Source organism: Sphingobium sp. TomTYG75, assembly GCF_054771635.1.
On sequence record NZ_BSRE01000001.1, the window covers coordinates 322090 to 345105 of the forward strand.

Here is a 23016-nt window from a genome sequence, read left to right on the forward strand (position 1 = left end):
CGATGTAATTTCAAGAAGATATGCGGCTCGTTACGCATTCATCAAAATCGGTTGTCTCGCGGGAAGCCAACCGGCGGCATCCGCCCGGCCGCCCCGCGCGCCACGCGCCACGGCGTCATGTCGCCCTCGGTTCGGGTGCGCCCGCTCCCTCCGCCCATCGCCCAGCTGAGGCCATCGCTCATCCGGAAAGTGACGGCATCCGACAGGCCGCCATCGCGATAACGCTGCATCTGCACGCCCTGCCCGCGCGACATGCGCGGCATTTCGACCAGCGGGAACACCAGCAGCTTGCGATTCTCACCGACCACGGCGACGCTATCCGCCTCTGCCCCAATGATGTGGACCACCGTCAACCGCGAGCCCGGACGCACATTCACCACCTGCTTGCCCTTGCGCGTCTCGGCAATGACATCCGCGACCGCCGCGACAAAGCCCCTGCCGTCCGACGCCGCCAGCAACAGCTCGCTTCCTGTCTTCGCTGGGAACAGCGCCACGATGTCGCCCTGATCATCCATATCGACCAGCGACCGCACCGGATCGCCAAACCCGCGCCCGCCCGGCAACTTGTCCGCCCCCAGCGTGAATATGCGCCCGCTCGCCGTCGCCAGCAGCAGCTTGTCGGTCGTTTGCGCATGGAAGGCGATTTTCGGCCCATCGCCTTCCTTGAACTTCAACGTGTCCGCCGAAGAAAGGTCGCGATGACCGCTCATCGCCCGTATCCAGCCGCGCTCCGACAGAATCACGGTGATCGGCTCGCGCTCGATCATCGCCTCCAGCGGAATTTCGCGCGCGGGCGCCGCTTCCTCCACCAACGTCCGCCGCCTGCCGATATCGCTCTCTGGCGAATAGCGCTTGCGCAGTTCCGCCAGGTCTTTCTTCAGCCGGTTGCGTTGGCGCGTCGGACTTTCGACCAGCTTGGTAAGCTCATCCCGTTCCTTGAGCAGCCCCGCATGCTCGCGCCGCAGCTCCATCTCCTCCAGCTTGCGCAAGGAACGCAGCCGCATGTTGAGGATGGCTTCGGCCTGCCGATCGTTCAGCCCAAACTCCTCCATCATCACCGCCTTGGGCTCATCCTCCGTCCGGATGATCTCGATCACCCGGTCGAGGTTCAGATAGGCAATGATATAGCCGTCGAGCAGTTCGACCCGCGCGGCGATCTTGTCGAGCCGATGCTGCGCCCGTCGCACCAGCACGTCGATCTGGTGCTTCAGCCACTCGATCAACACCGGCTTCAGCCCCAGAACGCGCGGCGTCCGGCTCGCATCCAGCACGTTGAGGTTCAGCGGAAAGCGGTTCTCCAGGTCAGTCAGCCGGAACAGGCTGTCCATCAGCACATCGGAATCGACCGTCCGCGCACGTGGTTCAAGGACAATGCGGATTTCCGCGTCGCTCTCATCCCGCACATCCGCCAATATCGGCAGCTTCTTGTCGTTGATCAGCGCGGCGATATGCTCGATCAACTTGGACTTCTGCACCTGGAAGGGGATTTGCGTCACCACCGCCACCCAGGTTCCGCGCCCGCCATCTTCCTTGTGCCAGCGCGCCCGCGTGCGGAACGATCCCCGCCCCGTCGCATAGGCTTCCGAAATGATGGAAGCGTTATCCACCAGGACGCCGCCAGTCGGGAAATCCGGCCCGCGCACGACCTGCATCAGGTCGGCATGTTCGGCATCCGGATTTTCGATCAGCAGGCTCGCCGCGTCGATCAGCTCGGACACATTATGCGGCGGAATGCTCGTCGCCATGCCCACAGCGATGCCGCTTGCGCCATTTGCCAGCAGATTGGGGAAGAGGCCGGGAAAAACCTCCGGCTCTTCATCCTCGCCATTATAGGTGGGCCTGAACTCGACGGTCCCCTCGTCCAGCCCGGCCATCAGGTCGGCCGCCGCCTGCGTCAACCGCGCCTCGGTGTAGCGCATGGCCGCCGCATTATCGCCGTCGATATTGCCGAAATTCCCCTGCCCATCGACCAAGGGCGTGCGCAGGGAGAAATCCTGCGCCAACCGCACCATGGCATCATAGACCGACGTATCGCCATGCGGGTGATATTTGCCGATCACGTCGCCCACGACACGCGCGCATTTCTTGTAGGATGTCGTGTTACGCGCCGGATTAGCGACCAGCACATCCGGCGACGCGCCGCCCGGCTCCATCTTGAGCAGCCGCATCGCCCACAACAGACGCCGGTGCACCGGCTTCAATCCATCGCGCAGGTCCGGCAGCGACCGCGCCGTGATCGTGGAAAGCGCATAGACGAGGTAGCGCTGGGACAGCGCTTCGTCGAACGGGTGATCCTTGATAGCGTCGAACGGGTCGCGAAAATCGGTCATCGCGATCGGAATAGCAGCGCAACGACAAAACGGAAACGGGGATTGCAGCCCCGAAAAATTCATCTTCTTCGCCTCCGGGGCTTGCACATTCGTCGCCACGCGCCAATTTGCGCCCGTGTCCGATTCCAACCCACCTCCTGTCATCGCCCTTCCGCCGCCGCCTGCCTCGCTGCTGACCGGCGCGGCGCTGTTTCTCGATTTTGACGGCACCCTCGCGCCGATCGCCGCCACACCTGACGGCGTGGTCGTGGACGGCGATCTGCTCACCCTGCTCGGCGAATTGCGCGATGTGCTGCAAGGCCGTCTGGCTATCGTCAGCGGCCGGTCGATCGTCACCTTGCGCGATCTCGGCTTCGCCAACTTCCTGCTTGCCGGAACGCACGGGCTGGAATTTGCCCAGCCCGGCGAACAGGTCGAGGCCGCCCCTCGCCGCCCGGCGGTCGATAATGCCGAAGCGGCCTTCCACAGCTTTGCGGAGGGTAAGCCCGGCATATTGGTCGAACGCAAATCGATCAGCGTTGGCCTGCATTTCCGTGGCGCGCCCCAATGGGGCGAGCAGGCGGGCGAACTGGCCAGCGACCTCGCCGCCAAACTTGGCCTCGCCGTGCAACCGGGCAAGATGCTGTTCGAACTGCGCCCCGGCGGCGCGGACAAGGGCAGCGCGGTCCACACGCTGATGGCCCGCACTCCCATGGCAGGGGGACGCCCGCTCTTCATCGGCGACGATGTCACGGATGAGGAAGGCTTTGCCGCCGCCACCGAACTGGGCGGCGCGGGCGTTCTGGTCGGCCCGCCCCGGACGACACTCGCCGCATTCTCTTTGGAACAGGTTGCCGCTGTCAGGCATTATCTCGCGCGGGGGGTCGTCAGGCCCGGCTGAGCCATGGCTGGCGCCCCCTCGTTCGAATGAGTCAGGGGGGCAGACCGATAGTCAGGACCAGTAAAACGCATTCCGCCGGAAACGAACGCACTCTCGATCTCTGGCCCATCGGCAATTGCCAGGCATCCGCGCTGATCGATCGCGCTGGGCGGATGATATGGGCGTGCGTGCCCCGCGTGGACGGGGACCCAGTCTTTTCCGCCCTTCTTGATGATAAGAGCTGGGACGCGCCGGACGCGCGCGGCTTCTGGGCAATTGAATTGGAAAACTGCGTCAGCGTCGAACAACATTATATCCGCAACACGCCCATCCTCGTAACCCGCCTGACCGACGATCACGGCAATGCCATAGAGCTTTACGACTTCTGCCCGCGCCATCGCCACATGGGCCGCATGTATCGGCCAGTGGCGTTCGCCCGGATCGTCCGGCCCGTGGCAGGCAGCCCCCGCATCCGCGTGCGGCTTCGCCCGACCACGTCCTGGAATTCGGAAAGCGTGCCGATCAGCTATGGCTCAAACCATATTCGGCTCGTCCTGTCCTATATGGCGATGCGCATGTCGACCAACGCGCCCATCGGCCTCATTTCGCAGGAAAGCTGGTTCCGGCTCGAACATGACATGCACTTCTTCCTGGGGCCGGACGAAAGCTTTTCGGATGCGCTTCGCCCCGAAGTGGAGCGAATGCTGGACGACACCATCCACGAATGGCAGGTCTGGGTCCGCGGCCTCGCCATTCCCGCCGAATGGCAGGAAGCGGTCATTCGCTCGGCCATCACGCTCAAGCTTTGCCAGCATGAGGAAACCGGCGCGATCGTCGCGGCGCTGACCACCAGCATCCCCGAACATGCCGACTCGGGGCGCAACTGGGACTATCGCTACTGCTGGATACGCGACGCCTATTATACCGTGGAGGCGCTGAACCGGCTCGGCGCGCTCGACGTGTTGGAAAGCTACCTCGTCTACCTCCGCAACATCGTCGACGGCGCAAAGGGCGGTCACATCCAGCCGCTCTATGACGTGCGCGGCAACGCCACGCTGGAGGAACGGGAGGCGCAGAACCTTCCGGGCTATCGCGGCATGGGGCCGGTTCGCGTCGGCAACGCCGCCTATTCCCAGATTCAGCACGATGCCTATGGCCAGATCGTGCTGTCCTCGGTTCAGGGTTTCATCGACCAGCGACTGCTTCGCATGGCGAGCATGTCCGACTTCGAATCCTTGGAAGCGGTCGGCGAACGCGCATGGTCGGTCTATGACCAGCCCGACGCTGGCCTGTGGGAACTGCGCACCCGCGCTCACGTGCACAGCTACAGCGCCGTCATGTGCTGGGCCGCCTGCGATCGCCTCGCCCATGCCGCCGCCGCGCTCGACCTGCCCGAGCGGGAGGTTTATTGGCGCGAACGGGCCGAGATCATGAAGGCGCGCATCCTGCAATCGGCCTGGCGCAGCGGCAGCAACGCCATCTCCGCCAATTTCGAGGATGACGCCCGCGACGCCTCACTGCTTCAGCTTCTGGACCTGCGCTTCCTGACGGCCGACAATCCGATGTTTGTGGGCACATTGAAGGCGCTGGAAAAGGACCTGCGCCGGGGCAATGACATGCTGCGCTACAGCACGCCGGATGATTTCGGGGAGCCCGTCACCGCCTTCAACGTCTGCACCTTCTGGCTGATAGAGGCCCTCCACCGCACCGGCCGCACGGAAGAAGCGCGGCTGCTGTTTGAAGAAATGCTATCCCGCCGCACCGCCGCCGGGCTATTGTCAGAGGATATCGATCCCGCGACAGGGGAATTGTGGGGCAATTATCCCCAGACCTACTCATTGGTCGGCATCATCAACTGCGCCGTTCTGTTGAGCAAGCCGTGGAGCGTTATGCGATGAGCCGCCTGATAGTCATATCCAACAGGGTCAGCAGGCCCAACAAGTCCGGCAATCAGGGTGGCCTTGCCGTGGCGCTGGCACAGGCGCTGCGCGAAAGCCGGGGCATCTGGGTCGGCTGGTCAGGCGAAGTCACCGAAAATTTCACTGGCCATATCGGCTTTTCCGAAGATGAAGGCGTAAAGACGGCAACGATCGACCTCGAAGAGCAGGACGTCGACGAATATTATAACGGCTATGCCAACAAGACGCTGTGGCCGCTCTTCCACTTCCGCATCGACCTTGCCGAATATGCCCGCGATTTCGAGGGCGGCTATAACCGCGTCAACCACCGCTTCGCCGACACGACCAGCCCGCTGATCGAGCCCGAAGACATTATCTGGGTGCAGGATTATCACATGATTCCGCTCGGCCAGATGTTGCGCGACAAGGGGCATAACAACCGGATGGGATTCTTCCTCCACATCCCATGGCCGCCCACCCGCCTTCTCGTGTCCCTGCCCCATCATACCAAGCTGGTGCAGACCCTGTTTGCCTATGACGTCATCGGCTTCCATACCGAGGAATGGCTCGAATCCTTCCGCCATTATGTGGAGCGGGAGATGAACGGGACGGTAAATGGCGACTTCGTCACGCTGGGCGACCGCACGATTCAGGCGATCGCCTGCCCCATAGGCATCAACGCGCAGGAATTTTCCAACGCCGCCGTCAGCGAACCCGCGCGGGACATGTTCGAACAAGTCCGCCGCTCATTGCAGGACCGCGCGATGATCGTCGGCGTGGACCGGCTCGACTACAGCAAAGGGCTGGAGGAAAGATTCAGCGGCTATGCCCGCTTCCTCAAGGACCATCCCGAACATCATCGCAAGGTGGTCCTGACGCAGATCGCGCCGCCCTCGCGAGGGGAAGTGGAAAGCTACCAGCACATCCGCTCGACGCTCGACGCCACCGCCGGACGCATCAACGGCGAATATAGTGACGTGGACTGGACGCCGATCCGTTACGTGAACCAGGGCTATCCGCGCGACAAGCTGGCGGGCATCTATCGTGCCGCTCGGATCGGCCTCGTCACCCCGCTGCGCGACGGCATGAACCTTGTCGCCAAGGAATATGTCGCCGCGCAGGACCCGAACGATCCCGGCGTCCTCATCCTCTCCCGCTTTGCTGGCGCCGCGACCCAGCTAAAGGACGCGCTCCTCATCAACCCTTACAGCCCGGAGGAGATGTCGGACGCCATCACCCGCGCCCTCGCCATGCCACTGGATGAACGCAAGCGACGCTGGCGTTCGATGATGGATTGCGTCGAGGAACAGGACATCAGCTGGTGGCGCCGCTGCTTCACCGAACGCCTGATGGCCGTACGTCGCGACGATGAGCAGGCGGCAGACGTCGAAATCGCGCACTGAACCCACGACAGTTCGCCGCCAGATCAGCGCGCTAATTGCACCCCTGTCTGCTTTGGTCTATGGGCCAGCCAGCAGCCCCGGCACCCGCTGATCCTCTTCGATTCGCGTTGCCGGGGCACATTCTTTTCTCGGGAAGACAGGAACGCGCATGGCCCGTCGCCGCCAGATCTACGAAGGCAAGGCAAAGATCCTTTACGAAGGCCCTGAGCCCGGCACGATCATCCAATATTTCAAGGACGATGCCACCGCCTTCAACGCGCAGAAGAAGGGCACGATTTCCGGCAAGGGCGTACTCAACAACCGCATCTCCGAGCATATCTTCACCCTGCTCGGTCAGATCGGCGTGCCGACCCACTTCATCCGCCGCCTCAACATGCGCGAACAACTCGTCCGCCAGGTTGAAATCGTGCCGATCGAGGTCGTGGTCCGCAACGTCGCCGCCGGTTCTTTGAGCAAGAAACTGGGGATTGAGGAAGGCACGCAGCTGCCCCGCACCCTCATCGAATATTGCTACAAGGACGATGCGCTGGGCGACCCGCTCGTTTCCGAAGAACATATCGCCTGCTTCGGCTGGGCCACGCAAGAAGAGATGCACGACATCGCCGACATGGCGATCCGCATCAACGACTTCATGTGCGGCCTATTCGCGGCCATCGGCATCCGCCTTGTCGACTTCAAGCTGGAGTTCGGTCGCCTGTGGGACGGCGATTTCAGCCGCGTCATCCTGGCGGACGAAATCAGCCCGGACGGCTGCCGCCTGTGGGACATGAACACCGGCGAAAAGCTGGACAAGGACCGCTTCCGCCGCGACCTCGGCGGTGAAGTCGAAGCCTATCAGGAAGTCGCCCGCCGCTTGGGCCTCCTGCCCGAAGGCGCGGATACGACCGTCCTAGACCTCGACACCCACCGCAAGAAGCGCAGCAAGGACTGACGGTCAAATCCTCCCCATCAAAGATGGGGAGGGGGACCGCCAAAGGCGGTGGAGGGGAATAGCGCGCTGCTCACCCCACCACCGCATCCACCATCAGCTTCACCCCCAACAGCACCATCAACACATAGATCAGCGTGTAGAACCGCGCCGGATCAACCTTCCGCGCCAGCACCACCCCCGCGTAAGTCGCCCCAATGGCCACCGGCGCCAGCATCGCGGTCGCCATCAAATTGGCCCGCGTAAACTGCCCCAGCGCCGCATAAGCAGGCACCTTAATCCAGTTCATGATGGCAAAGGCAATCGCCGTGGTGCCGATCAGCGTGTCGCGCGCCAGCCGCTTGGGCAGCACCCACATCTGGAATGGCGGCGCGCCCGCATGGGCGATCTGGCTGGTAAATCCGCTCGCCACGCCCAGCAACGTCCCGACCCAATTCGGCGAACTGGACGGCAGAACAACCTTCCCGCCTCGCTCAACCCACAGCCTCTGCGCGCCAAACAGCGTAGAAATGAAACCGAGCGCCCCCAACACAGCCGTCTCCGGCACCCGCGCAGCGAACAGGTAACCCAGCCCCACGCCGACAACCATGCCCGGCATCATCACCTTCAATATATGCCGATCCCAGCTATGCCGGAACGACCAGACGCTCACCGCATCCTGCAATATGAGGATAGGCAGCATGATCGCCGCCGCCCGCACCGGATCGATTCCCAGCGCCATGATCGGCATGGCCAGCGCCCCTGCCCCGGCAAAGCCACCCTTGGCGAGGCCAGAAAGGATCACCGCCACGATCGCGCATGTATAATAAAGGTAATCGCCGCTCATCGCCCCGCCCTAAAGCAGAGGAGCGCTGAAGCGAACAGCTTTTCCAGCTAAGCTCAGGCGCTAGCCCGGTATCCGATCAAAACACCGAAGGCAAAGGTAGCCAGCAGGGCCAGCTGCACACGGCCATGCGGATCGTCATAGCCGACGATCTGCTGCCCAAAGGCGAAAAGCCCCACAAACATCGCCAGTGCAAGACCAGCCATATTCAAAACCCTCTATCCCGTCCCGCAACCATAGCGCCGTCTCGCTAATAAAGGGATAATGCCTTGCTTGGCGCGGCGCAGGGGACTAGGGGGTGCGCCATAGCAATCCACGGAGTTTTTGGCCTCATGAAAGCCCGCATCTTCGTCACCCTAAAGGGCGGGGTTCTCGACCCGCAGGGCAAGGCGATCCACCACGCACTCGACGGTCTGGGCTTCTCGGGCGTCAACGACGTGCGCGCGGGCAAGCTCATTGAGCTGGACCTGGCCGACGGCACCAGCGACGATGATATCGACGCCATGTGCCGCAAGCTGCTCGCCAACACGGTGATCGAAAACTACCGCATCGAAAAGGTGGCCTGAGCCATGAAGAGCGCCGTCATCGTCTTCCCCGGCAGCAATTGCGACCGCGACCTCGCCGTGGCTTTCGAGGCGGTGAGCGGAGAAAAGCCGGTCATGGTCTGGCATCGCGACACCGAATTGCCCGAAGGCATCGACCTGATCGGCGTGCCCGGCGGCTTCTCCTACGGTGACTATCTGCGCTCCGGCGCCATGGCCGCGCGCTCGCCCGTCATGCAGGCGGTGGCCAAGGCGGCCGAACGCGGCACCTATGTGCTGGGCATCTGCAACGGCTTTCAGGTGCTGACCGAAAGCGGCCTGCTGCCCGGCGCCTTGCTCCGCAACGCAGGCGGCCATTTCGTCTGCCGCGATGTCGCGCTGACCGTCGAAAACGCCCAGAGCGCCTTCACCAGCCGCTATGCCGCTGGCGAGACAGTGACTTATCCCGTCGCCCATCATGACGGCAATTACTTCGCCGACGCCGCGACGCTCGACCGCTTAGAAGGCGAAGGCCGCGTCGCCCTGCGCTATGGCGAAGCCGTAAACGGCTCCGCCCGCAACATCGCCGGCATCCTCAACGAAGCAGGCAATGTGCTGGGCATGATGCCCCACCCCGAACGCGTGATTGAGGCCGCCCACGGCAAAACCGACGGCCGCCGACTGTTCGAAGGTCTGGTAGAGGGACTGTTGGCCCGCGCCTGATTTCCGGCACGCGCTACCCTCCCCCACGCCCAGGTCCCTGATCCAACCACCCAACACCCGTCATCCCAGCGCACGCTGGGATCTCAGGAGGCTGGGCAAAACGCCATCAACTTACGCTGGCATGACGAGATTGGGACTGTCGCCTTACGACCAGTTCACGCCCTTCTGACGCGGCGACCGCCTGCTTCAAAGCGGTCACGTTTCAAGACCGCGATGATCTTCTCGTAAGCACGAGCGAGGGCATCATGTTGCTGCCGGTCCATCTCGCAGATTGCACCTGCCGCACTACATTCTGCCAGCTGTTGTCGGCGTTGTAAGTTTATGATTTGCTGCATTACCGCGACCTGTAGGATGCAGGAGGTTGGCGCGAGACGTGCGCGGCCGAGCGCTTAATCTCGCCGGTAAGAATTTTATTCTTTAACAACAGGCGAACTTGTTCGGCGTCCCTTCCGTCAAGCAAAACCACTCTCGAACCACCCGACGCCAAGGTTTCTATCGTTGAAATGCGAAAACTGTGCGCGGCGCAAATCTTCTCGATCTCAGCCACGCTCGCCGTCGTGTTGACAACCCGACTCATGAATGTTGTCCTTCGCCGCCAAAGGGATATGGGGCAAAAGCTTTTCCACTATTCACCGGGCCTGATCTGTAAGGATAGTCATGGGCACGAATGCGCCGGGCATAGCTCCTGGCACGAAATCGATGAGCGGAACGCGCGAAAATACACGTCGCCGCCTGCTCTTTTAAAAGCTCGATTTGTTCATTTTCCAGTAGATTATTCAGATCTTCCATGGGCACACTTCAGCAGGCAAGCGGGAGCGCGATGGTCTCTCTGTCAATACGAAGGCTTGCGGGCTGATTTCGCTCGATTACGCCTCTTAACAGAATATTTTTACTTTGTCGCATCATTTGCGAAAGGCTATTCGACAGCATAATCCGTTACAGTCGATCCGCTCCATCCAACACATCCCCCTCCCGCAGGCGGGAGGGGCTAGGGGTGGGCGCGAGCGCAGCGAGCTTCCGCGTCAGCCCTCTCAACAACGCCAATGTTGCGCTACTTCAGGCCCCTCACAAACGCAGGCAGATGCGCGACGCCGCTAGGATTAGGCCCCGCCATATACAGCGCCATAACCGTCCCCAGCGCAATCGCCACCCCATAAGGGATCGGCCCGCCCGGCGCGAAGATCGACAGTAACGATCCTTCCCGCACCGCTTTCGGCACCATCCTTCGCCCGGCCATGATCAGCAACGCCAGCACGCCGCCACCGACCGTCACATAAACAAACCAGGGCAGCGCCGCGCCCCAATCGAACCACAGCGCGCACGCCGCCAGCAGCTTGATGTCGCCCCCGCCCATCCATCGCATCGCGAACATCAGGCATCCGAGCCCGAACACGGCTAAAAACAGCGTGCCATTCTGCCAGATGTCATTTTCCCATCCGGCCATGGCAACCCAGGGCACGAATAGGCCCATCACCAGCAACGGAAAGATGTTGGATATCCGCAACCGCGCAATATCCTCGATCGCCGCGCCCAATAAAATCAACGACAGCGCGATCAGGACAAGGTCCTTCGTCATGGCCTTGCCCCCATGCCAGCTAAAGCCGCAGTCGCCTCCGGCTGAAAACTCTCCGATTCCGTGACCGCGCGGCTTAGATAAGCCCGCGCCTTCACCGCGTCCCCCATGCGCAACGCCACCTGCCCCGCATCACTCAGCCGCTTGGCCCAGCTATTGGCGTCATCGGCGGCGCGCCTTTCTATGTCGCGTCCGGCCATCACCTGCGCGGCATCGCTATGGGCGATGAGGCGCGCATCATCGGGCGCCATGTCCCGCGCCTTGTCGAATATGGCGATCGCCTTGTCGGCCTGTCCCTGCGCCATCAGCGAAAGCCCATAATTGTTCAGCACCTGCACCGGCCTGTCGGTCAACTGAAAGGCCCGCTCATAGGCGGCGGCACTCAGCGCCCAGGACTTTGCCTTGTCATAAGCGACGCCCAGCGCGTTCCACGCCCGCCAGCGCGACGCACATTGATCGACCGCACGACGCAGCGCCTCTGCCGCCTGATCCGCCCGGCCCAGCCGCAACCTTGCGATGCCCAGCCCTTCATCGACCCGGCAATCCGCCGCTGGTATCTGGCCGATCGAGGAAAAGCGCGCCTCCGCCTCCGCATCCTGTCCCTTGGCAAGCGCCATTTGCGCCACTGCGATGTCGATGCCCCGCTTGTCCTGCGCCTGCGCCCCGTCGCGCCATTGGCTCAGCATCAATTCGGCCTGTACGATACGCCCGCCTTCGATCGCGTCATCGATCAATCGGCCATAGTCCAGAGCCGCTGCGGGCGCCGTCTCGGCTGCTGTCGCGCCGGGCGAGATGGCCGCAGCCGCGAGCAGCAGCAGGATGCTCATCCCCGGCCTCCGCTCCACGCCCATAGCTTCTGGAACAGGCTGTCGGGCTCATCCCCGCCCGCCATCGTCGCGCAGGGGCGTGACGCTCCCGCACTGGTCCCATCCTTGGACTTGCCACACCCTGCCACCGTGACTTGAACGGGCGTGGGCAGGGTCGTGATCGGCGCCGCCAACGACCGCGAAAGCGAGATGGCAGGCGCCGCGCCAGTCCCGTCCGCAACGGTCACGATCGCGGTATTCAGTTGCGCAATGGCCCGCCCCGGCAGCGTAGCCTGTGCGACGCCCGCCGACACGGTGCGCAGCCGCACCTCGCCCATCGAAACCCGCTCCAGCTCCAGCCCGGCCGCCCGCGCAGGTGCCGCCGGACGCTTGCCACCGTCCATCGCGATCTGCGCCAGCGTCGGGCGGCGCGCACCACCAGCTTGCATGCCCTGCCCGATCTCAGCCAGCAAAGCGTTCGCTTCTCCCTGCAAACCCTGCGCGTTCAGGCTTCGCGCGAAGTTGCGATGGATGCGCTCGTCCATCGGTGCACGCGCCAGAGCCAGCTCGAAATAATCCCGCGCCAGATCATGCCGCCCCATCGCCGCATAGCTGATCGCAACGCCGTTCAGCGCGTTCGCATCGGCCGGGTCCTGCCGCATCGCCCGCCGGTAAGCATCCAGCGCCAGCGCATATTCTCCCCGCGAAAACAGCAGCTGCCCCCGCGCGATGGCTTCTTTCCCCGTCGCCGTCGCCTCAACGTTCACGGGTCGGATAGCCACGTCCCGGTTGGGCGAACTGCATGCCGCGCTCGCCAGCATCAGCGAGATCGCCACTGCCTGTCTCATCATGCCCCGTCCCCCCTCTTGGTTTCCGCTACCGGCTCAACACCGGCAGGATTTCCCTCACCACCCGCACCACGGCGGGCAGCATCAGCACCCCGATCATCACCGGCAGCATGCACGCGACCAGCGGCACTGACAGCAGCACCGGCAAGCGATGCGCCTTCTCCTCCGCCCGCATCCGCCGCTTCTCCCGCATCTCCGCTGCATAGACGCGCAACGTCTGCCCGACGCTAGACCCCAGTTGGTCCGATTGGATCAACAGCGTCGCGAAGGACCGAATTTCGTCCACGTCCACATCATCCGCCATCCTCCGCAGCGCATCCGCCCGGCTCATACCTGCGCGCAGTTCCAGCACGACTTTGCCCAGCGCCTGCGACACCAGCGGGTGCGAGATGGCGAGCTCACGCCCCACCCGATCCATCGCCGCTTCCAGCCCCAGCCCCGCCTCGACGCACACCAGCATCAGGTCCAGCGCATCGGGAAAGCCGTGGATGATTGCTTCCTGCCGCCGCGCAGCCTTGGCCGAAATGAAAAGGTTCGGCAGATACAGCCCCAGCACCGCAACGGCAGTCGCCATGAAATACAACTTCACCGGGCTCGGCGGCTCGGGCTTGTTGAGCGACATGAGCACCAGCACAGCAGGCAGCGCCAGCGTCAGCACCAACCGGATGAACGTAAAGATCTTCGGCGCCTCTGGCGAAGGATAGCCCGCCGCGATCAACCGCTTGCGCAAGCTGTCATTCTTCGTATCCGCCAGCGAAATGCCCAGCTTCTCGATCCGATCGACCAGCTTCTTCCATTCGCTATTGTTGCGCTCGTTACGCAGCGACTGCCCACCGCCCTGCACCGCGCTACCGACGTCGCTCACAACGTCCAGCCGACTCCGCACCCTGGACGTACGCGCGACCGCCTCCGTCACGCCATAGACGATGGCCACGATCGCGACGAACAGCAGCACCAGCAACACCGGCCGCAATTGCGAAATAAGGGCAAGGTCCAGCATCAGGTCAGACTTTCAAATCAACCATGCGGCGTATCGTGACGAAGCCGATGATGTAGAGGATGATCAGCCCGGAAAAGCCAAAGATGAACATCGGGTCCTGCGCAATGTCCAGGTAAAAGGCCGGGTTGAGCAGGAACAACGCCACGAACGCCAGGATCGGCAACGCCGTCAGCATCACCGCCGTCATCCGCCCTTCGGAACTCAGCGCCCGCACCTTCAGGAACAAGCTCGCCCGCTCCCGGATCACCAGCGACAGATTTTCCAATATCTCCGCCAGGTTGCCGCCCGTCTCCGCCTGCACCGACAGCGACGTCACGAACATGTGCATCTCGTTCATGTCCCACCGCTCGGCCATGCGCTGCAAAGCATCGCGCAGGTCGGAGCCATAGGTCACCTCGTCGACGACGATGCCGAACTCGCTGCCGATCGGGTCGCGCATCTCCTTGGTCAGCAGGTCCAGCGCCGCCGCGATCGGATGCCCGGCGCGCAGCCCACGCACGAATGTATCGAGCGCCACCGGAAATTGCTCTTCCATCTTCTTGCGCCGCCGCTGGCTCAACCGGCTCAGCACCATGATCGGCAGCAGCACGCCCAGCGACACGGCAAAGGCCGCAGCCATCACGATCATCCCCGCCGTCATGCCATAGCCCGACGCCAGCGCGCCGATCACCACGATCAGGAACAGCACCCCCGTCGCAACCGCCATGAACGTCAGCACGATGCGCGCAGGCACGCTCAGTCCCGCGCCATGCAGCGACCGCACGACGCTCAGCCCCATGCGCCCCAAGACACTGTCATGGTTGAAGTTCAGGCTGTCATCATTGCGCCGCAGCCGGGACAGGACCGTGCTGCGCTCAAACCCCGCCGCGATCATCTTCAGCCGCTTGTTGACCACCCGCTCCGTGCCCGCCCGCGCCCGGAACCAGCTATGCACGCCCTCGATCGTCAGGATCACCGCCGCGAACAGCAGCACCAGCACAAAGGCACGGATGTAGATCGGATTGATCATTGCACCACCGCATCAGGACGAAAAAGTTCGGCGGGCAGGTGAATGCCCCGGTCGGCCAGATCGCTCATGAATTTCGGGCGGATGCCGGTCGCCTCGAAATGACCGCGCACCATGTCATTCTCGTCACGGCCCGTCATCTTGAAGCGGAAGATTTCCTGCATGGTGATGACCTCACCCTCCATGCCGGTAATCTCCGAAATGCTGAGCAATCGCCGCCGTCCGTCGGACAAACGCCCGACCTGCACGATGACGTTCAGCGCCGAAGCAATCTGCGCCCGCGCCGATCGTGGCGAAATGTCGATCCCGCTCATGCCGATCATCTGCTCGACACGGGACAGCGCATCGCGCGGCGTATTCGCATGGACTGTGGTCATCGACCCATCATGCCCCGTATTCATCGCCTGCAGCATGTCAAACGCCTCCCCGGCGCGCACTTCGCCCACGATGATCCGGTCCGGCCGCATACGCAGCGCATTCTTGACGAGATCGCGCTGCGTGACCTCGCCCCGCCCCTCAATATTGGGCGGCCGCGTCTCCAGCCGAACAACATGCCGCTGCTGCAACTGAAGCTCCGCCGAGTCCTCGATCGTCACGATCCGCTCGGCCTCATCAATGCTCGCAGACATGGCATTGAGCAGCGTCGTCTTGCCCGAACCCGTACCGCCGGAAATCAGCACATTGCGCCGCGAAGCCACCACAGCCGACAGCACCTGCGCCATCGGCGCGGGCACGCTGCCCAGTTCCGAAAGCCGCGCCATGCTGATCGGCACCTTGGCGAACTTACGAATGGACAGCAGCGATCCATCGACCGCCAATGGCGGCACCACCGCATTGACGCGCGAACCGTCCGCCAGACGCGCATCGACAAAGGGCGAGGCCTCATCCACGCGCCGCCCCACGGCCGCCACGATCTTCTGGATAATCCGCAGCAGATGCTTCTCATCCTTGAAGCGCGCCGCCGTCTCCACCAGCCGCCCGCCGCGCTCGACAAAGACGATCTTGTGCCCATTCACCAAAATATCGGTGACGCTATTATCCTTCAGCAGCGGCTCCAACGGCCCCAGCCCCAACAGCTCGTCCAATATGTCGGAAACCAGCCGTTTGCGCTCTTCCAGGTTCAGCGCATGCTTCTGCAACGCCAGCTGCTCATGGACGATCTCGCCCACTTCCGCCTCGACCTGCGCGCGCGACATATTCTCCAGCGCCGACAGGTTGATAAGGTCGATCAGCTTCTGGTGCAGCGCGACCTTCAGCTCGGTATGCCGGTCCTCTTCCCAATGGACCAGCTCGGTATCGGTCGGCCCCACATCATCGCGGGAATCGCCAAAGCGGCTGTCGCCTTTCCGGATCTGCCACATCACCCTTTCTCCGCCTGACGCCGCGCTTCGACCGCCTGCATGGTGCAATCGACGATATCCTGCATGTCCTTGCAAATACGGCTGCGCGCCTTCAATTCTTGGATCAGCACCCCCTGATCCAGCGCAGAGCTGACCAGCGGAAAGTCGTTCGCGATGCTAAGGTTCACCGGATGATCCAGCGCCGCCGCCGCATCCTCCAGCCCAATCGCGCGAAACAGCTTCTTCTCGACCCGATTGGCGATCACATGAATGCGCGCCGGATCGATATCCTGATCCCGCAGCAAGGCGATCTGCCGCCGCGCCTGCCGCAGGCTGGCGATGGTCAGCTCGCACACCAGAAAGATAACTTCCGACCGCGCCACCAGCGACATGGACCAGTTCGTCCAGTTGCCCGGCAGGTCCAGATAGATGGTATCATAATTGCGCTGCGCCAGTTCAATCACGCGAAACACCTGATCGGCATTCACCGCCTCCAGCGGCATGATGTCCGTCGGCGCCGTCACGACATGCAGCCCGGTCGGCGTCTCGACCGTGACAGAGCCCAGCAGTTCCCGGTCCACCCGGTTACCACCCTGCAACAGGTCGGCCAGCGTCAGCGGAGAGGAGATGCTCAGGAACGTCCCCGCATTACCGAACTGCACATCGAAATCGAACAGGCAAACCCGCTCGCCCGTCTGTTTGGCGTTGCGCGCATGCAGGCTGGCCGCCTGTGTAGCGATCGTCGTCGCCCCCACGCCGCCGACGCTCTTGATGATCGACACCAGTGCGCCCGTCTTGACGTCACGCCCGCCCTTGGCCGCGATTTCACCCCGCAGCTGGTCGATGATCGATGACAGCTCGCTCGCCTGCAAAGGCAGCGCCACCACATCGTTGATCCCACTGCGCAGCAAGGCGCGCACCAACGGAATCTCCGCATTGCGCACGGCGGCCACCACCAGCAGCGCCGGATGAGCCGCCCGCAAAGCCGCCAGCCGCCGCGTCGACGCGTCGTCGTCCGGCTGCACCTCCAATATGACGGCCCTCGCCTCCGCCACCAACGACTGCGGCAACGGCGCCCCGGCAGGCAACATGGACAAGGTCAAAGACTGCCCGCTCAACTGATCCCCAAGAATATCGGAAGCCGCCACCTCCTGCTCCGAAAGGATCAGATGGATCCCCTCATCCCCCACATTGAGTGTCCAGCTCTCGGCCGCTTCCGCTGTGTTCGTCACGATGCCCAAGATCTTGTTCCTCAATTTGATACCGTGCCCTGGCCATCTTCCATGGTGAGGGCGGCGCTGAAGCTGGGTAGGGAAATGGTCCCGTTGAAAAGAGACAGAAGGATTGGACGAAAGGTCAATGTGTTGGGTCTGATGCTTACCCTTACGAGGGGCGAAACGTCCGATCCATTTGGATCGCCTGCATAGCCGAGCCCCGAATAGTCATAGTCGATCTGGACGGCGCTGGACGTGATCTGCGGCATGAAGCGCCGCATACGATCAACGATGTTGTTGAAAGCAGTGAGTGCCGTCGCGCTATTGCTGACGAGTGTTCCGGGACAAGTTGCGCCTGTTTTGCAGGAACAACTCACGGCGCCTCCCGTAATGACACAACTCGCTCCGCCAAAGGACGACTCTGGAATGGCATCACCCTGTGAAAGCCCTCCACTGACAACGAAACTATACGAGGCAAGGCCATTTGGGATCATGTCCGTTGCGACGGCGTAGCGCGCGCCCATCTGAGTGGCCTTCTCGGCCTCGTTCCATGTCCACATCAGGCGCCCGACGTCAATGATGCCCAACAGGAAGATCAGCAGCAGCGGCAATATCAAGGCAAACTCAGCGGCCGAGGCGCCCTTTTTGTCACGGATCAGGCGAACTACATGTCGCATCACAATCCCTGCACCGTAGCCTCGGATTCCGAAACCAGATTCAATGTCGAACTGGTGAAGCCGAGATTGTTGAACAATGATCTGTAGGGCACAGTTGCCGACACCTTTACCTTGGGTAGATCTGCCATGCCCTTGTATATGCCTGAATAGTTTCCACCACTGATAGTGGTGCAACTCAATGTCACCGTTACTGTGTTGGGATTGGTCCAATCCACCAACCTTGCTGTTCCGCCTGAAATTTGGCCCGTTCTGGTAAGATTTTTGGTCTTGGTCTGAACGTCAGCGTCTACCGTGTTGGGACACGCAAAATAGGTAAACGGGCGCCGAGCGGCATAACGCGCCCCATCCCGCACCGCCTTGGCGACCACATGCTCGCTGAGGAAATAATTGCCGAGCTCAAAGGATCCGAACATCAGGATAATAAGCATCGGCGTCACCAGCGCCATCTCGGCAGCAGCGGCAGCGCGGGTGCAAGTCATCAGACGGGCGAAAAGAACGCGCATCATCTCCATTACTCGATCAGATAAGGCACAGAGCGCTGGATAACCTGCGCCTGCGTCTGGCCGTTGGCTCCAGCCGAGGTTTCAGCAATCGGCTCTACGTAAACGTCACCCGCGCTGGTCCGCGCCCTGTTGTAGGAGGGCTCCACAATGAAGGCATCCATCCATTCTTCGACGGGAACGCCGGTCGAATTGCCCCGGACATTATTGGCCGTGCAATTGACGACTGCTACCGATATGCGCCGCCGATCGACTACTGTTCCTCCCGGAACTGAGCCCGTTCCATAACCTTGCGCCGAACTGCATACCGGCGCGCCATAGGCAGTCAAAGCGCTCGCTCCATTACCCGAGGCCGTGCGCGGCCCCAAAATGGTTGCGCCGCCGATCGACTGACCACGATGAGCTATTTCCCAAGTATAGACATTATAACGGCTTGCATAATTAGCTGCTGTGACCGCGACCGATGTCGATAGGCCGGTATTGGTGCGCCAATCAGTCGATGACCAATTATAATTGGTTCGGAAATAAGCGTCCCGGTCCCAGTTGCCATCGCCTATCGGACCGGAACAGTATCCGGTCGCGGAAGAGGGGGCCGCGTGGCACATGTCACGCGGATGCCCCATGGTCAGTGGCGTGGTGGTTGTAGGCAGAGCCGTGGTAGCCGAAGAAGGCAGATATTGCCCGGCTGCGCCAACCTCCTGCCATCCCTGATTGTGAAAGCCGCAGGCATTGTTGCCGTTGGCATTTGCAGGGCGAACGACGTCCTTGATTGAATTGATGGAGGCGGGACAACTCCCTCCCGTGGGGCAGGCTACATTACTGTCATAGATGTCGAAACGGGTGTTGACGGCATCAGTTACGCTTACCGTCGCCCCTGGCTTTGTATCGACGCCGGTCGCCTCAACGCAATCCCCAGGCGGCGACGTCCACCCCAACGCCTCGCGCAGCCCCGGCGCTCCATTGCTGCCGCCCCCGGTGTCGAGATAACCAAAGTTGCCCGGCACCCATGCTCCGCCGCCATTGCCGACAGAAACCAGCTTCAATCCCTTGCCAATAAACTGCGACACATCAAATGATGTGTTCCCGCCCGTTTCTTGAGGGTTGCAGATCATCACCGGCGGCACCTTGCAGATTGCCTGACCGACCCCGGCATAGGCCGTGGCCGAAAGCGCTCCCGATGAAAACACCGAAACTATGGGCGTCAGCGCAAAGAAAGCCGTACGCGAGTTGACGGTGACTTCGACGAAGTTTGCGTTTGCGTCGGTCAGCGTGCCTGTATCGCTACGATCCTTGTTCGTGTAGAATTTGATGAAGCCCGTACGGTCGCAAGTGCCTTCATTCGCAATGGTGACCGCCAACCCGGCGCTGTCGTTTGCGAAGCGAGTGTCATTGCGGATCAGCCCGCTGGCCGCGCTAGCTGCGCGACTACAAGCGTTCCCCTTCCCATCCAACTGCGTCGCCGCCGCCAGCGCAGCCTGATCAGCCGCCGTTTGCAGCTCCGAATCCAGACTCGCCATTCGCGCATAATCAAACGCGATGCCGCCCGCCGCGATCAGGCCGAAAAGCGACAGGGCCACAGTCGGCGCCACCGCACCGCTGGTTGACCTTAGCAGGCTGTTCCGACGGGCAGACATGGATCGAAGCCCTCCCCGCTTACCGGCCGCCCGAGCCGCCACCGCCGCCGCCAGACCCGCCGCCAGTGCCGGAGGTCGTGCTGATCGTCGCGGGCTTCTTCACCTTGTCGGTGCGATAGCGTTCCACCGCCGCCGCGCTGCGCTTGCCCTCGCCCCCTTCGACGAGTGTGCCTTCATAGCGCGGCTCCGGGTTGATCACCTGCAGCGCATAGTTATTCCGCACCGCCCCGCCAAAGGTCGGGTCGTTCGCCGTGCATCCCGCCAGCGCCGGAACGACCAGCATGGCGGCCAGGGACAGTCTGCGCATGGTCTCACTCCCGCTCATAGTTCATATCCGCTCTGGCTCGCCCCCGCCGGGGCCTGAGCCGGTGCCGGAGCAGCCGCCGCCGGAGCAGCAGGAGCAGGCACCGCTTGGCGCTTCTCCGGCGGCATCGCGTCAGGGTTAAGCGGATTGATCCCCACCGCCTTGTCCGTCCGCCCCATCAGGAACAGGTCCAGCTCGTTGGGATTGCCCACCCGGTCGGTCGGCAGGCTCACATCCTCCGCCCGCATCGGCTTTACCAGCCGCGGCGTCACGATCATGACCAACTCGGTCTGCTGCTTCTGAAAGCCTGAAGACCGGAACAGCGCTCCTATGATTGGCAATGACCCAAGCACAGGAATCTGTCTAACCGTATCCTGGAAGTCGTTCCGAATAAGACCCGCGATAGCGAAGGACTCACCGTCACGTAGTTCAATGACGGTCTTCGCGCGACGTGTGGAGAGGCCGGGAACGACAAGCCCATTGATAGTCACCGATGCAGACGGATCAATCGAACTCACTTCTGGCTCAACCACAAGATTGATTATACCGTCGCTGAGCACAGTTGGCGTAAAACCCAAACTAACACCGAACGGCTTAAATTCGACCGTTACGCTGCCAAAGCCATTAGCTCCAGAACCAGTTGCCGACTGCACAACCGGCACCGGAAACTCACCTCCAGCCAAGAATGAGGCTGTTTCCCCGGACAGCGCAACCAGCGTCGGCTCCGCCAATGTTTTAACCAATCCTTTACGTTCAAGCGCATCAAGCGCCGACGAAATTCTCAGGCCGCCGAGATTAGTGACCCAACCGAGCGCCCCAAATGCCGTCGTAGGCAACAGCAAATCCAACGCGCCGTTGCCACCTCTTCCCGTTATGGAAGAAGATGAGCCGTTCGAAAAGCGCGAACTAGACGTAATAGCTTGATCAACCGTGTTAGTTACACCGTTAGTAGTGGTAACTGTGTTCGAGAGCGAAGAACCGCTAGATGATCCGGATCCAACGGAGGAAGTACTCCCCGTCACAGGAACGCCAGCTAGTCCGTTTTCTCCCATTCCCCCAACAAACTTACCGCTTCCATTAATGAAGCTGTGGTTAAGCCCCAACTCCTTCGCCGCCGAACGGTTCACTTCCGAAAAGCGTACCTCCAGCATCACCTGCTGCGAAGCGCCCACCGACAGCATGTTGACGACCTTCTCGTCACCGCCGGCATAGGTCCTGGCGATCTGCACCGCCCGGTCCACCGCCGAAGCGCTCGACACCGTGCCCGTCAACACCACCGCATCGTTGGAGATGCGCGCGCCGATCTGCTCGCCGGGGATCAGCTCCGCCAGCTGCCGCTTCAACGTCACGACATCCGGCCCCACCGCCACATCGACCACCGCGATCAACATGTTGCGGCTGTCATAGAGGGTCAGGCTCGTCGTCCCCACCTTCTTGCCCAGCACATAGAGCGACCGGTTGGTCAGCGGCAATATGTCCGCAACCTCCTGATTGCCCACCAGCGCCTTGGAAAAAGCGCGATCAACCGTCAGCACCTGGCTCTTGTTGAGCGGCACGTCCAGCTGCCCTGCATGATCCACATTGCTGGCGGTCAGCGAAGCGATCTGGGCCGGGGCAGATGTCGCCCCCCCTGCGACCAGCGCTGCCCCCAGCGCCAGCGCCCTCATGGACTTACCGCGAACCATAGCGCTTCACCTCATAGCTGGTGCCAGTCGTGCCGCGCACGATTTCGACCGATGCGGTCGCGGGCAGGGCGGAAACATTTTTCGGAACGCTGCGCCGCGGCGCACGCATCCTGGGCATCGGGGCGGGCGCGAAGCCAGCCTCCGCAATCCGGGCGCGCGGGCCGGAGAAACCCCCGACATAGGCACCGTCACGCAGATCCTCGATCCCCACCGTCTGCACCGCCGGGTTGGGCTGGTCCGTCACATTGCGGAGCACCAGCGTCAACTGGCCGACCTGCTGGCCCAGGACCAGCTTCTGCGCATCGACCTGATTGACCTCCAGCGTCGCGGTCTTGCCGACCGCCGGGTCTTTCGAACTGTCGTTGGCATTCTGGTCGATGGCGATGATACGGGTGTTCTGCAACAGCACGTCGGTGATCTGCTGGCTCGCGCCACCCATACTGTCCTGCGCCGTGCGCGTGACGAAGACATCGACAGTATCGCCCGGCAGCACGAAGCCGCCAGCCGCCGCCACGTCGCTCACGCGAACCGCGACTGCACGCATTTCGGGCCGCAGCACACCGGACATGGTGGCACGGCCTCCTTCTGCGGACAGCTTGGATGTCAGGATCGGCTCACCCGGCTCGATCTGGCGCAGCACAACCCGCTGCTTGCCAAGGGAGGTCAGCTGTACGGGATCGCGAAAAGCGCCCGGCGGCACCGAAGCCGCGGGCCAATCGACCACCCTGATCTTTTCCGGAGTGACCGCCGTGCCAAAGGCCAAAGGCATCGACGCAACGACGACCTTGACCATGCCCCCTTGCGGAGTGGCCTGCGCCTGCTCGGCCTTGCTCAAATAGCTATTGGCGACGAATACCGCCGCCAGGCCCAACAAGATCGCGAAGCCAAGTATTATGAGTGATCTGCGCTGCCCCACGACGGCTCCCCCCGGAGTTGCAAGTGAT

Annotated in this window: 23 protein-coding genes; 6 read left to right on the forward strand and 17 right to left on the reverse strand. The window is 62.3% G+C overall.

All coding sequences use genetic code 11. The features are described 5' to 3' along the window. Window positions 1-41: 41 nt before the first annotated feature. Window positions 42-2330 (reverse strand): DNA topoisomerase IV subunit A, encoded by a 2289-nt coding sequence (parC, locus tag ACYU81_RS01565; protein WP_460986046.1) that lies wholly within the window; start codon window positions 2328-2330, stop codon window positions 42-44. Window positions 2331-2445: 115 nt separating this feature from the next. Here parC and otsB point away from each other — a divergent pair, with 115 nt between their 5' ends. From otsB to purC, 4 genes are all read left to right on the forward strand, one after another. After that, window positions 2446-3210, forward strand: coding sequence for a trehalose-phosphatase (gene otsB / locus ACYU81_RS01570; RefSeq protein ID WP_460986047.1), 765 nt, complete (start codon window positions 2446-2448; stop codon window positions 3208-3210). A gap of 26 nt (window positions 3211-3236) precedes the next feature. Continuing rightward, the gene (locus ACYU81_RS01575; RefSeq protein ID WP_460986048.1) at window positions 3237-5087 is read left to right on the forward strand and encodes a glycoside hydrolase family 15 protein; all 1851 of its coding nucleotides are present in this window, start codon (window positions 3237-3239) and stop codon (window positions 5085-5087) included. Then, window positions 5084-6490, forward strand: coding sequence for an alpha,alpha-trehalose-phosphate synthase (UDP-forming) (gene otsA, locus ACYU81_RS01580; protein WP_460986049.1), 1407 nt, complete (start codon window positions 5084-5086; stop codon window positions 6488-6490). The genes ACYU81_RS01575 and otsA overlap by 4 nt, the downstream gene beginning before the upstream one ends. 148 nt (window positions 6491-6638) lie before the next feature. Further along, window positions 6639-7421, forward strand: a complete 783-nt coding sequence (gene purC, locus ACYU81_RS01585) for a phosphoribosylaminoimidazolesuccinocarboxamide synthase (RefSeq protein ID WP_449473245.1) — start codon at window positions 6639-6641, stop codon at window positions 7419-7421. 70 nt (window positions 7422-7491) lie between these two features. On the opposite strand, the gene ACYU81_RS01590 is transcribed toward purC, so the two are convergent. Further along, complete coding sequence (locus tag ACYU81_RS01590) at window positions 7492-8244, reverse strand: sulfite exporter TauE/SafE family protein (RefSeq protein ID WP_460986050.1); 753 nt, start codon at window positions 8242-8244, stop codon at window positions 7492-7494. A gap of 53 nt (window positions 8245-8297) precedes the next feature. Beyond that, window positions 8298-8447: a hypothetical protein gene (locus ACYU81_RS01595; RefSeq protein ID WP_176502204.1), complete on the reverse strand. Its 150-nt coding sequence runs from the start codon at window positions 8445-8447 to the stop codon at window positions 8298-8300. A gap of 126 nt (window positions 8448-8573) precedes the next feature. Between ACYU81_RS01595 and purS the strand changes: the two genes are divergently transcribed. After that, on the forward strand, window positions 8574-8807 hold the full coding sequence (purS, locus tag ACYU81_RS01600; protein WP_097091917.1) for a phosphoribosylformylglycinamidine synthase subunit PurS: 234 nt from the start codon (window positions 8574-8576) through the stop codon (window positions 8805-8807). A 3-nt stretch (window positions 8808-8810) separates the two neighbouring features. Continuing rightward, complete coding sequence (gene purQ, locus ACYU81_RS01605) at window positions 8811-9485, forward strand: phosphoribosylformylglycinamidine synthase subunit PurQ (protein WP_449473250.1); 675 nt, start codon at window positions 8811-8813, stop codon at window positions 9483-9485. A gap of 573 nt (window positions 9486-10058) precedes the next feature. Here the strand turns inward: purQ and ACYU81_RS01610 are convergent. The 14 genes from ACYU81_RS01610 to cpaB form a co-directional block, all read right to left on the reverse strand. Next, window positions 10059-10274, reverse strand: coding sequence for a hypothetical protein (locus tag ACYU81_RS01610; protein ID WP_460986051.1), 216 nt, complete (start codon window positions 10272-10274; stop codon window positions 10059-10061). Between the two features lie 262 nt (window positions 10275-10536). Beyond that, entirely contained in the window at window positions 10537-11061 is a 525-nt protein-coding gene (locus tag ACYU81_RS01615) for an A24 family peptidase (RefSeq protein WP_460986052.1), read from the reverse strand. Continuing rightward, entirely contained in the window at window positions 11058-11885 is an 828-nt protein-coding gene (locus tag ACYU81_RS01620) for a tetratricopeptide repeat protein (RefSeq protein WP_460986053.1), read from the reverse strand. Before ACYU81_RS01620 ends, ACYU81_RS01615 begins: the two co-directional genes overlap by 4 nt. Next, window positions 11882-12715 (reverse strand): tetratricopeptide repeat protein, encoded by an 834-nt coding sequence (locus ACYU81_RS01625; protein WP_460986054.1) that lies wholly within the window; start codon window positions 12713-12715, stop codon window positions 11882-11884. The genes ACYU81_RS01620 and ACYU81_RS01625 overlap by 4 nt, the downstream gene beginning before the upstream one ends. Before the next feature lie 25 nt (window positions 12716-12740). Continuing rightward, complete coding sequence (locus ACYU81_RS01630) at window positions 12741-13712, reverse strand: type II secretion system F family protein (RefSeq protein WP_460986055.1); 972 nt, start codon at window positions 13710-13712, stop codon at window positions 12741-12743. 4 nt (window positions 13713-13716) lie between these two features. After that, the gene (locus ACYU81_RS01635; RefSeq protein WP_460986056.1) at window positions 13717-14721 is read right to left on the reverse strand and encodes a type II secretion system F family protein; all 1005 of its coding nucleotides are present in this window, start codon (window positions 14719-14721) and stop codon (window positions 13717-13719) included. Then, window positions 14718-16079: a CpaF family protein gene (locus ACYU81_RS01640; protein WP_460988090.1), complete on the reverse strand. Its 1362-nt coding sequence runs from the start codon at window positions 16077-16079 to the stop codon at window positions 14718-14720. The genes ACYU81_RS01635 and ACYU81_RS01640 overlap by 4 nt, the downstream gene beginning before the upstream one ends. Then, complete coding sequence (locus ACYU81_RS01645) at window positions 16079-17290, reverse strand: AAA family ATPase (RefSeq protein WP_460986057.1); 1212 nt, start codon at window positions 17288-17290, stop codon at window positions 16079-16081. Before ACYU81_RS01645 ends, ACYU81_RS01640 begins: the two co-directional genes overlap by 1 nt. A gap of 20 nt (window positions 17291-17310) precedes the next feature. Then, complete coding sequence (locus ACYU81_RS01650; RefSeq protein ID WP_460986058.1) at window positions 17311-17949, reverse strand: TadE/TadG family type IV pilus assembly protein; 639 nt, start codon at window positions 17947-17949, stop codon at window positions 17311-17313. Next, window positions 17949-18452, reverse strand: coding sequence for a TadE/TadG family type IV pilus assembly protein (locus tag ACYU81_RS01655; RefSeq protein WP_460986059.1), 504 nt, complete (start codon window positions 18450-18452; stop codon window positions 17949-17951). Before ACYU81_RS01655 ends, ACYU81_RS01650 begins: the two co-directional genes overlap by 1 nt. An 8-nt stretch (window positions 18453-18460) precedes the next feature. Continuing rightward, window positions 18461-20083, reverse strand: coding sequence for a pilus assembly protein TadG-related protein (locus tag ACYU81_RS01660; protein WP_460986060.1), 1623 nt, complete (start codon window positions 20081-20083; stop codon window positions 18461-18463). 19 nt (window positions 20084-20102) lie between these two features. Next, complete coding sequence (locus tag ACYU81_RS01665) at window positions 20103-20390, reverse strand: hypothetical protein (protein WP_449473270.1); 288 nt, start codon at window positions 20388-20390, stop codon at window positions 20103-20105. Window positions 20391-20404: 14 nt separating this feature from the next. Next, window positions 20405-22072: a type II and III secretion system protein family protein gene (locus ACYU81_RS01670; RefSeq protein ID WP_460986062.1), complete on the reverse strand. Its 1668-nt coding sequence runs from the start codon at window positions 22070-22072 to the stop codon at window positions 20405-20407. Further along, window positions 22059-22988, reverse strand: a complete 930-nt coding sequence (gene cpaB, locus ACYU81_RS01675) for a Flp pilus assembly protein CpaB (RefSeq protein ID WP_460986064.1) — start codon at window positions 22986-22988, stop codon at window positions 22059-22061. Before cpaB ends, ACYU81_RS01670 begins: the two co-directional genes overlap by 14 nt. Between the last annotated feature and the right edge of the window lie 28 nt (window positions 22989-23016).

Bases quoted from the DNA above. Each gene is read 5' to 3' on its own strand.
- ACYU81_RS01590 (WP_460986050.1), bottom strand. From the start codon at position 8,244: ATGAGCGGCGATTACCTTTATTATACATGCGCGATCGTGGCGGTGATC.
- ACYU81_RS01650 (WP_460986058.1), bottom strand. From the start codon at position 17,949: ATGCGACATGTAGTTCGCCTGATCCGTGACAAAAAGGGCGCCTCGGCC.
- ACYU81_RS01670 (WP_460986062.1), bottom strand. From the start codon at position 22,072: ATGGTTCGCGGTAAGTCCATGAGGGCGCTGGCGCTGGGGGCAGCGCTG.
- otsA (WP_460986049.1), top strand. From the start codon at position 5,084: ATGAGCCGCCTGATAGTCATATCCAACAGGGTCAGCAGGCCCAACAAG.
- ACYU81_RS01575 (WP_460986048.1), top strand. From the start codon at position 3,237: ATGAGTCAGGGGGGCAGACCGATAGTCAGGACCAGTAAAACGCATTCC.
- ACYU81_RS01625 (WP_460986054.1), bottom strand. From the start codon at position 12,715: ATGATGAGACAGGCAGTGGCGATCTCGCTGATGCTGGCGAGCGCGGCA.
- ACYU81_RS01660 (WP_460986060.1), bottom strand. From the start codon at position 20,083: ATGTCTGCCCGTCGGAACAGCCTGCTAAGGTCAACCAGCGGTGCGGTG.
- purC (WP_449473245.1), top strand. From the start codon at position 6,639: ATGGCCCGTCGCCGCCAGATCTACGAAGGCAAGGCAAAGATCCTTTAC.
- ACYU81_RS01655 (WP_460986059.1), bottom strand. From the start codon at position 18,452: ATGCGCGTTCTTTTCGCCCGTCTGATGACTTGCACCCGCGCTGCCGCT.
- ACYU81_RS01595 (WP_176502204.1), bottom strand. From the start codon at position 8,447: ATGGCTGGTCTTGCACTGGCGATGTTTGTGGGGCTTTTCGCCTTTGGG.
- ACYU81_RS01610 (WP_460986051.1), bottom strand. From the start codon at position 10,274: ATGGAAGATCTGAATAATCTACTGGAAAATGAACAAATCGAGCTTTTA.
- ACYU81_RS01640 (WP_460988090.1), bottom strand. From the start codon at position 16,079: ATGTGGCAGATCCGGAAAGGCGACAGCCGCTTTGGCGATTCCCGCGAT.
- purQ (WP_449473250.1), top strand. From the start codon at position 8,811: ATGAAGAGCGCCGTCATCGTCTTCCCCGGCAGCAATTGCGACCGCGAC.
- ACYU81_RS01615 (WP_460986052.1), bottom strand. From the start codon at position 11,061: ATGACGAAGGACCTTGTCCTGATCGCGCTGTCGTTGATTTTATTGGGC.
- ACYU81_RS01635 (WP_460986056.1), bottom strand. From the start codon at position 14,721: ATGATCAATCCGATCTACATCCGTGCCTTTGTGCTGGTGCTGCTGTTC.
- ACYU81_RS01665 (WP_449473270.1), bottom strand. From the start codon at position 20,390: ATGCGCAGACTGTCCCTGGCCGCCATGCTGGTCGTTCCGGCGCTGGCG.
- purS (WP_097091917.1), top strand. From the start codon at position 8,574: ATGAAAGCCCGCATCTTCGTCACCCTAAAGGGCGGGGTTCTCGACCCG.
- ACYU81_RS01620 (WP_460986053.1), bottom strand. From the start codon at position 11,885: ATGAGCATCCTGCTGCTGCTCGCGGCTGCGGCCATCTCGCCCGGCGCG.
- ACYU81_RS01630 (WP_460986055.1), bottom strand. From the start codon at position 13,712: ATGCTGGACCTTGCCCTTATTTCGCAATTGCGGCCGGTGTTGCTGGTG.
- parC (WP_460986046.1), bottom strand. From the start codon at position 2,330: ATGACCGATTTTCGCGACCCGTTCGACGCTATCAAGGATCACCCGTTC.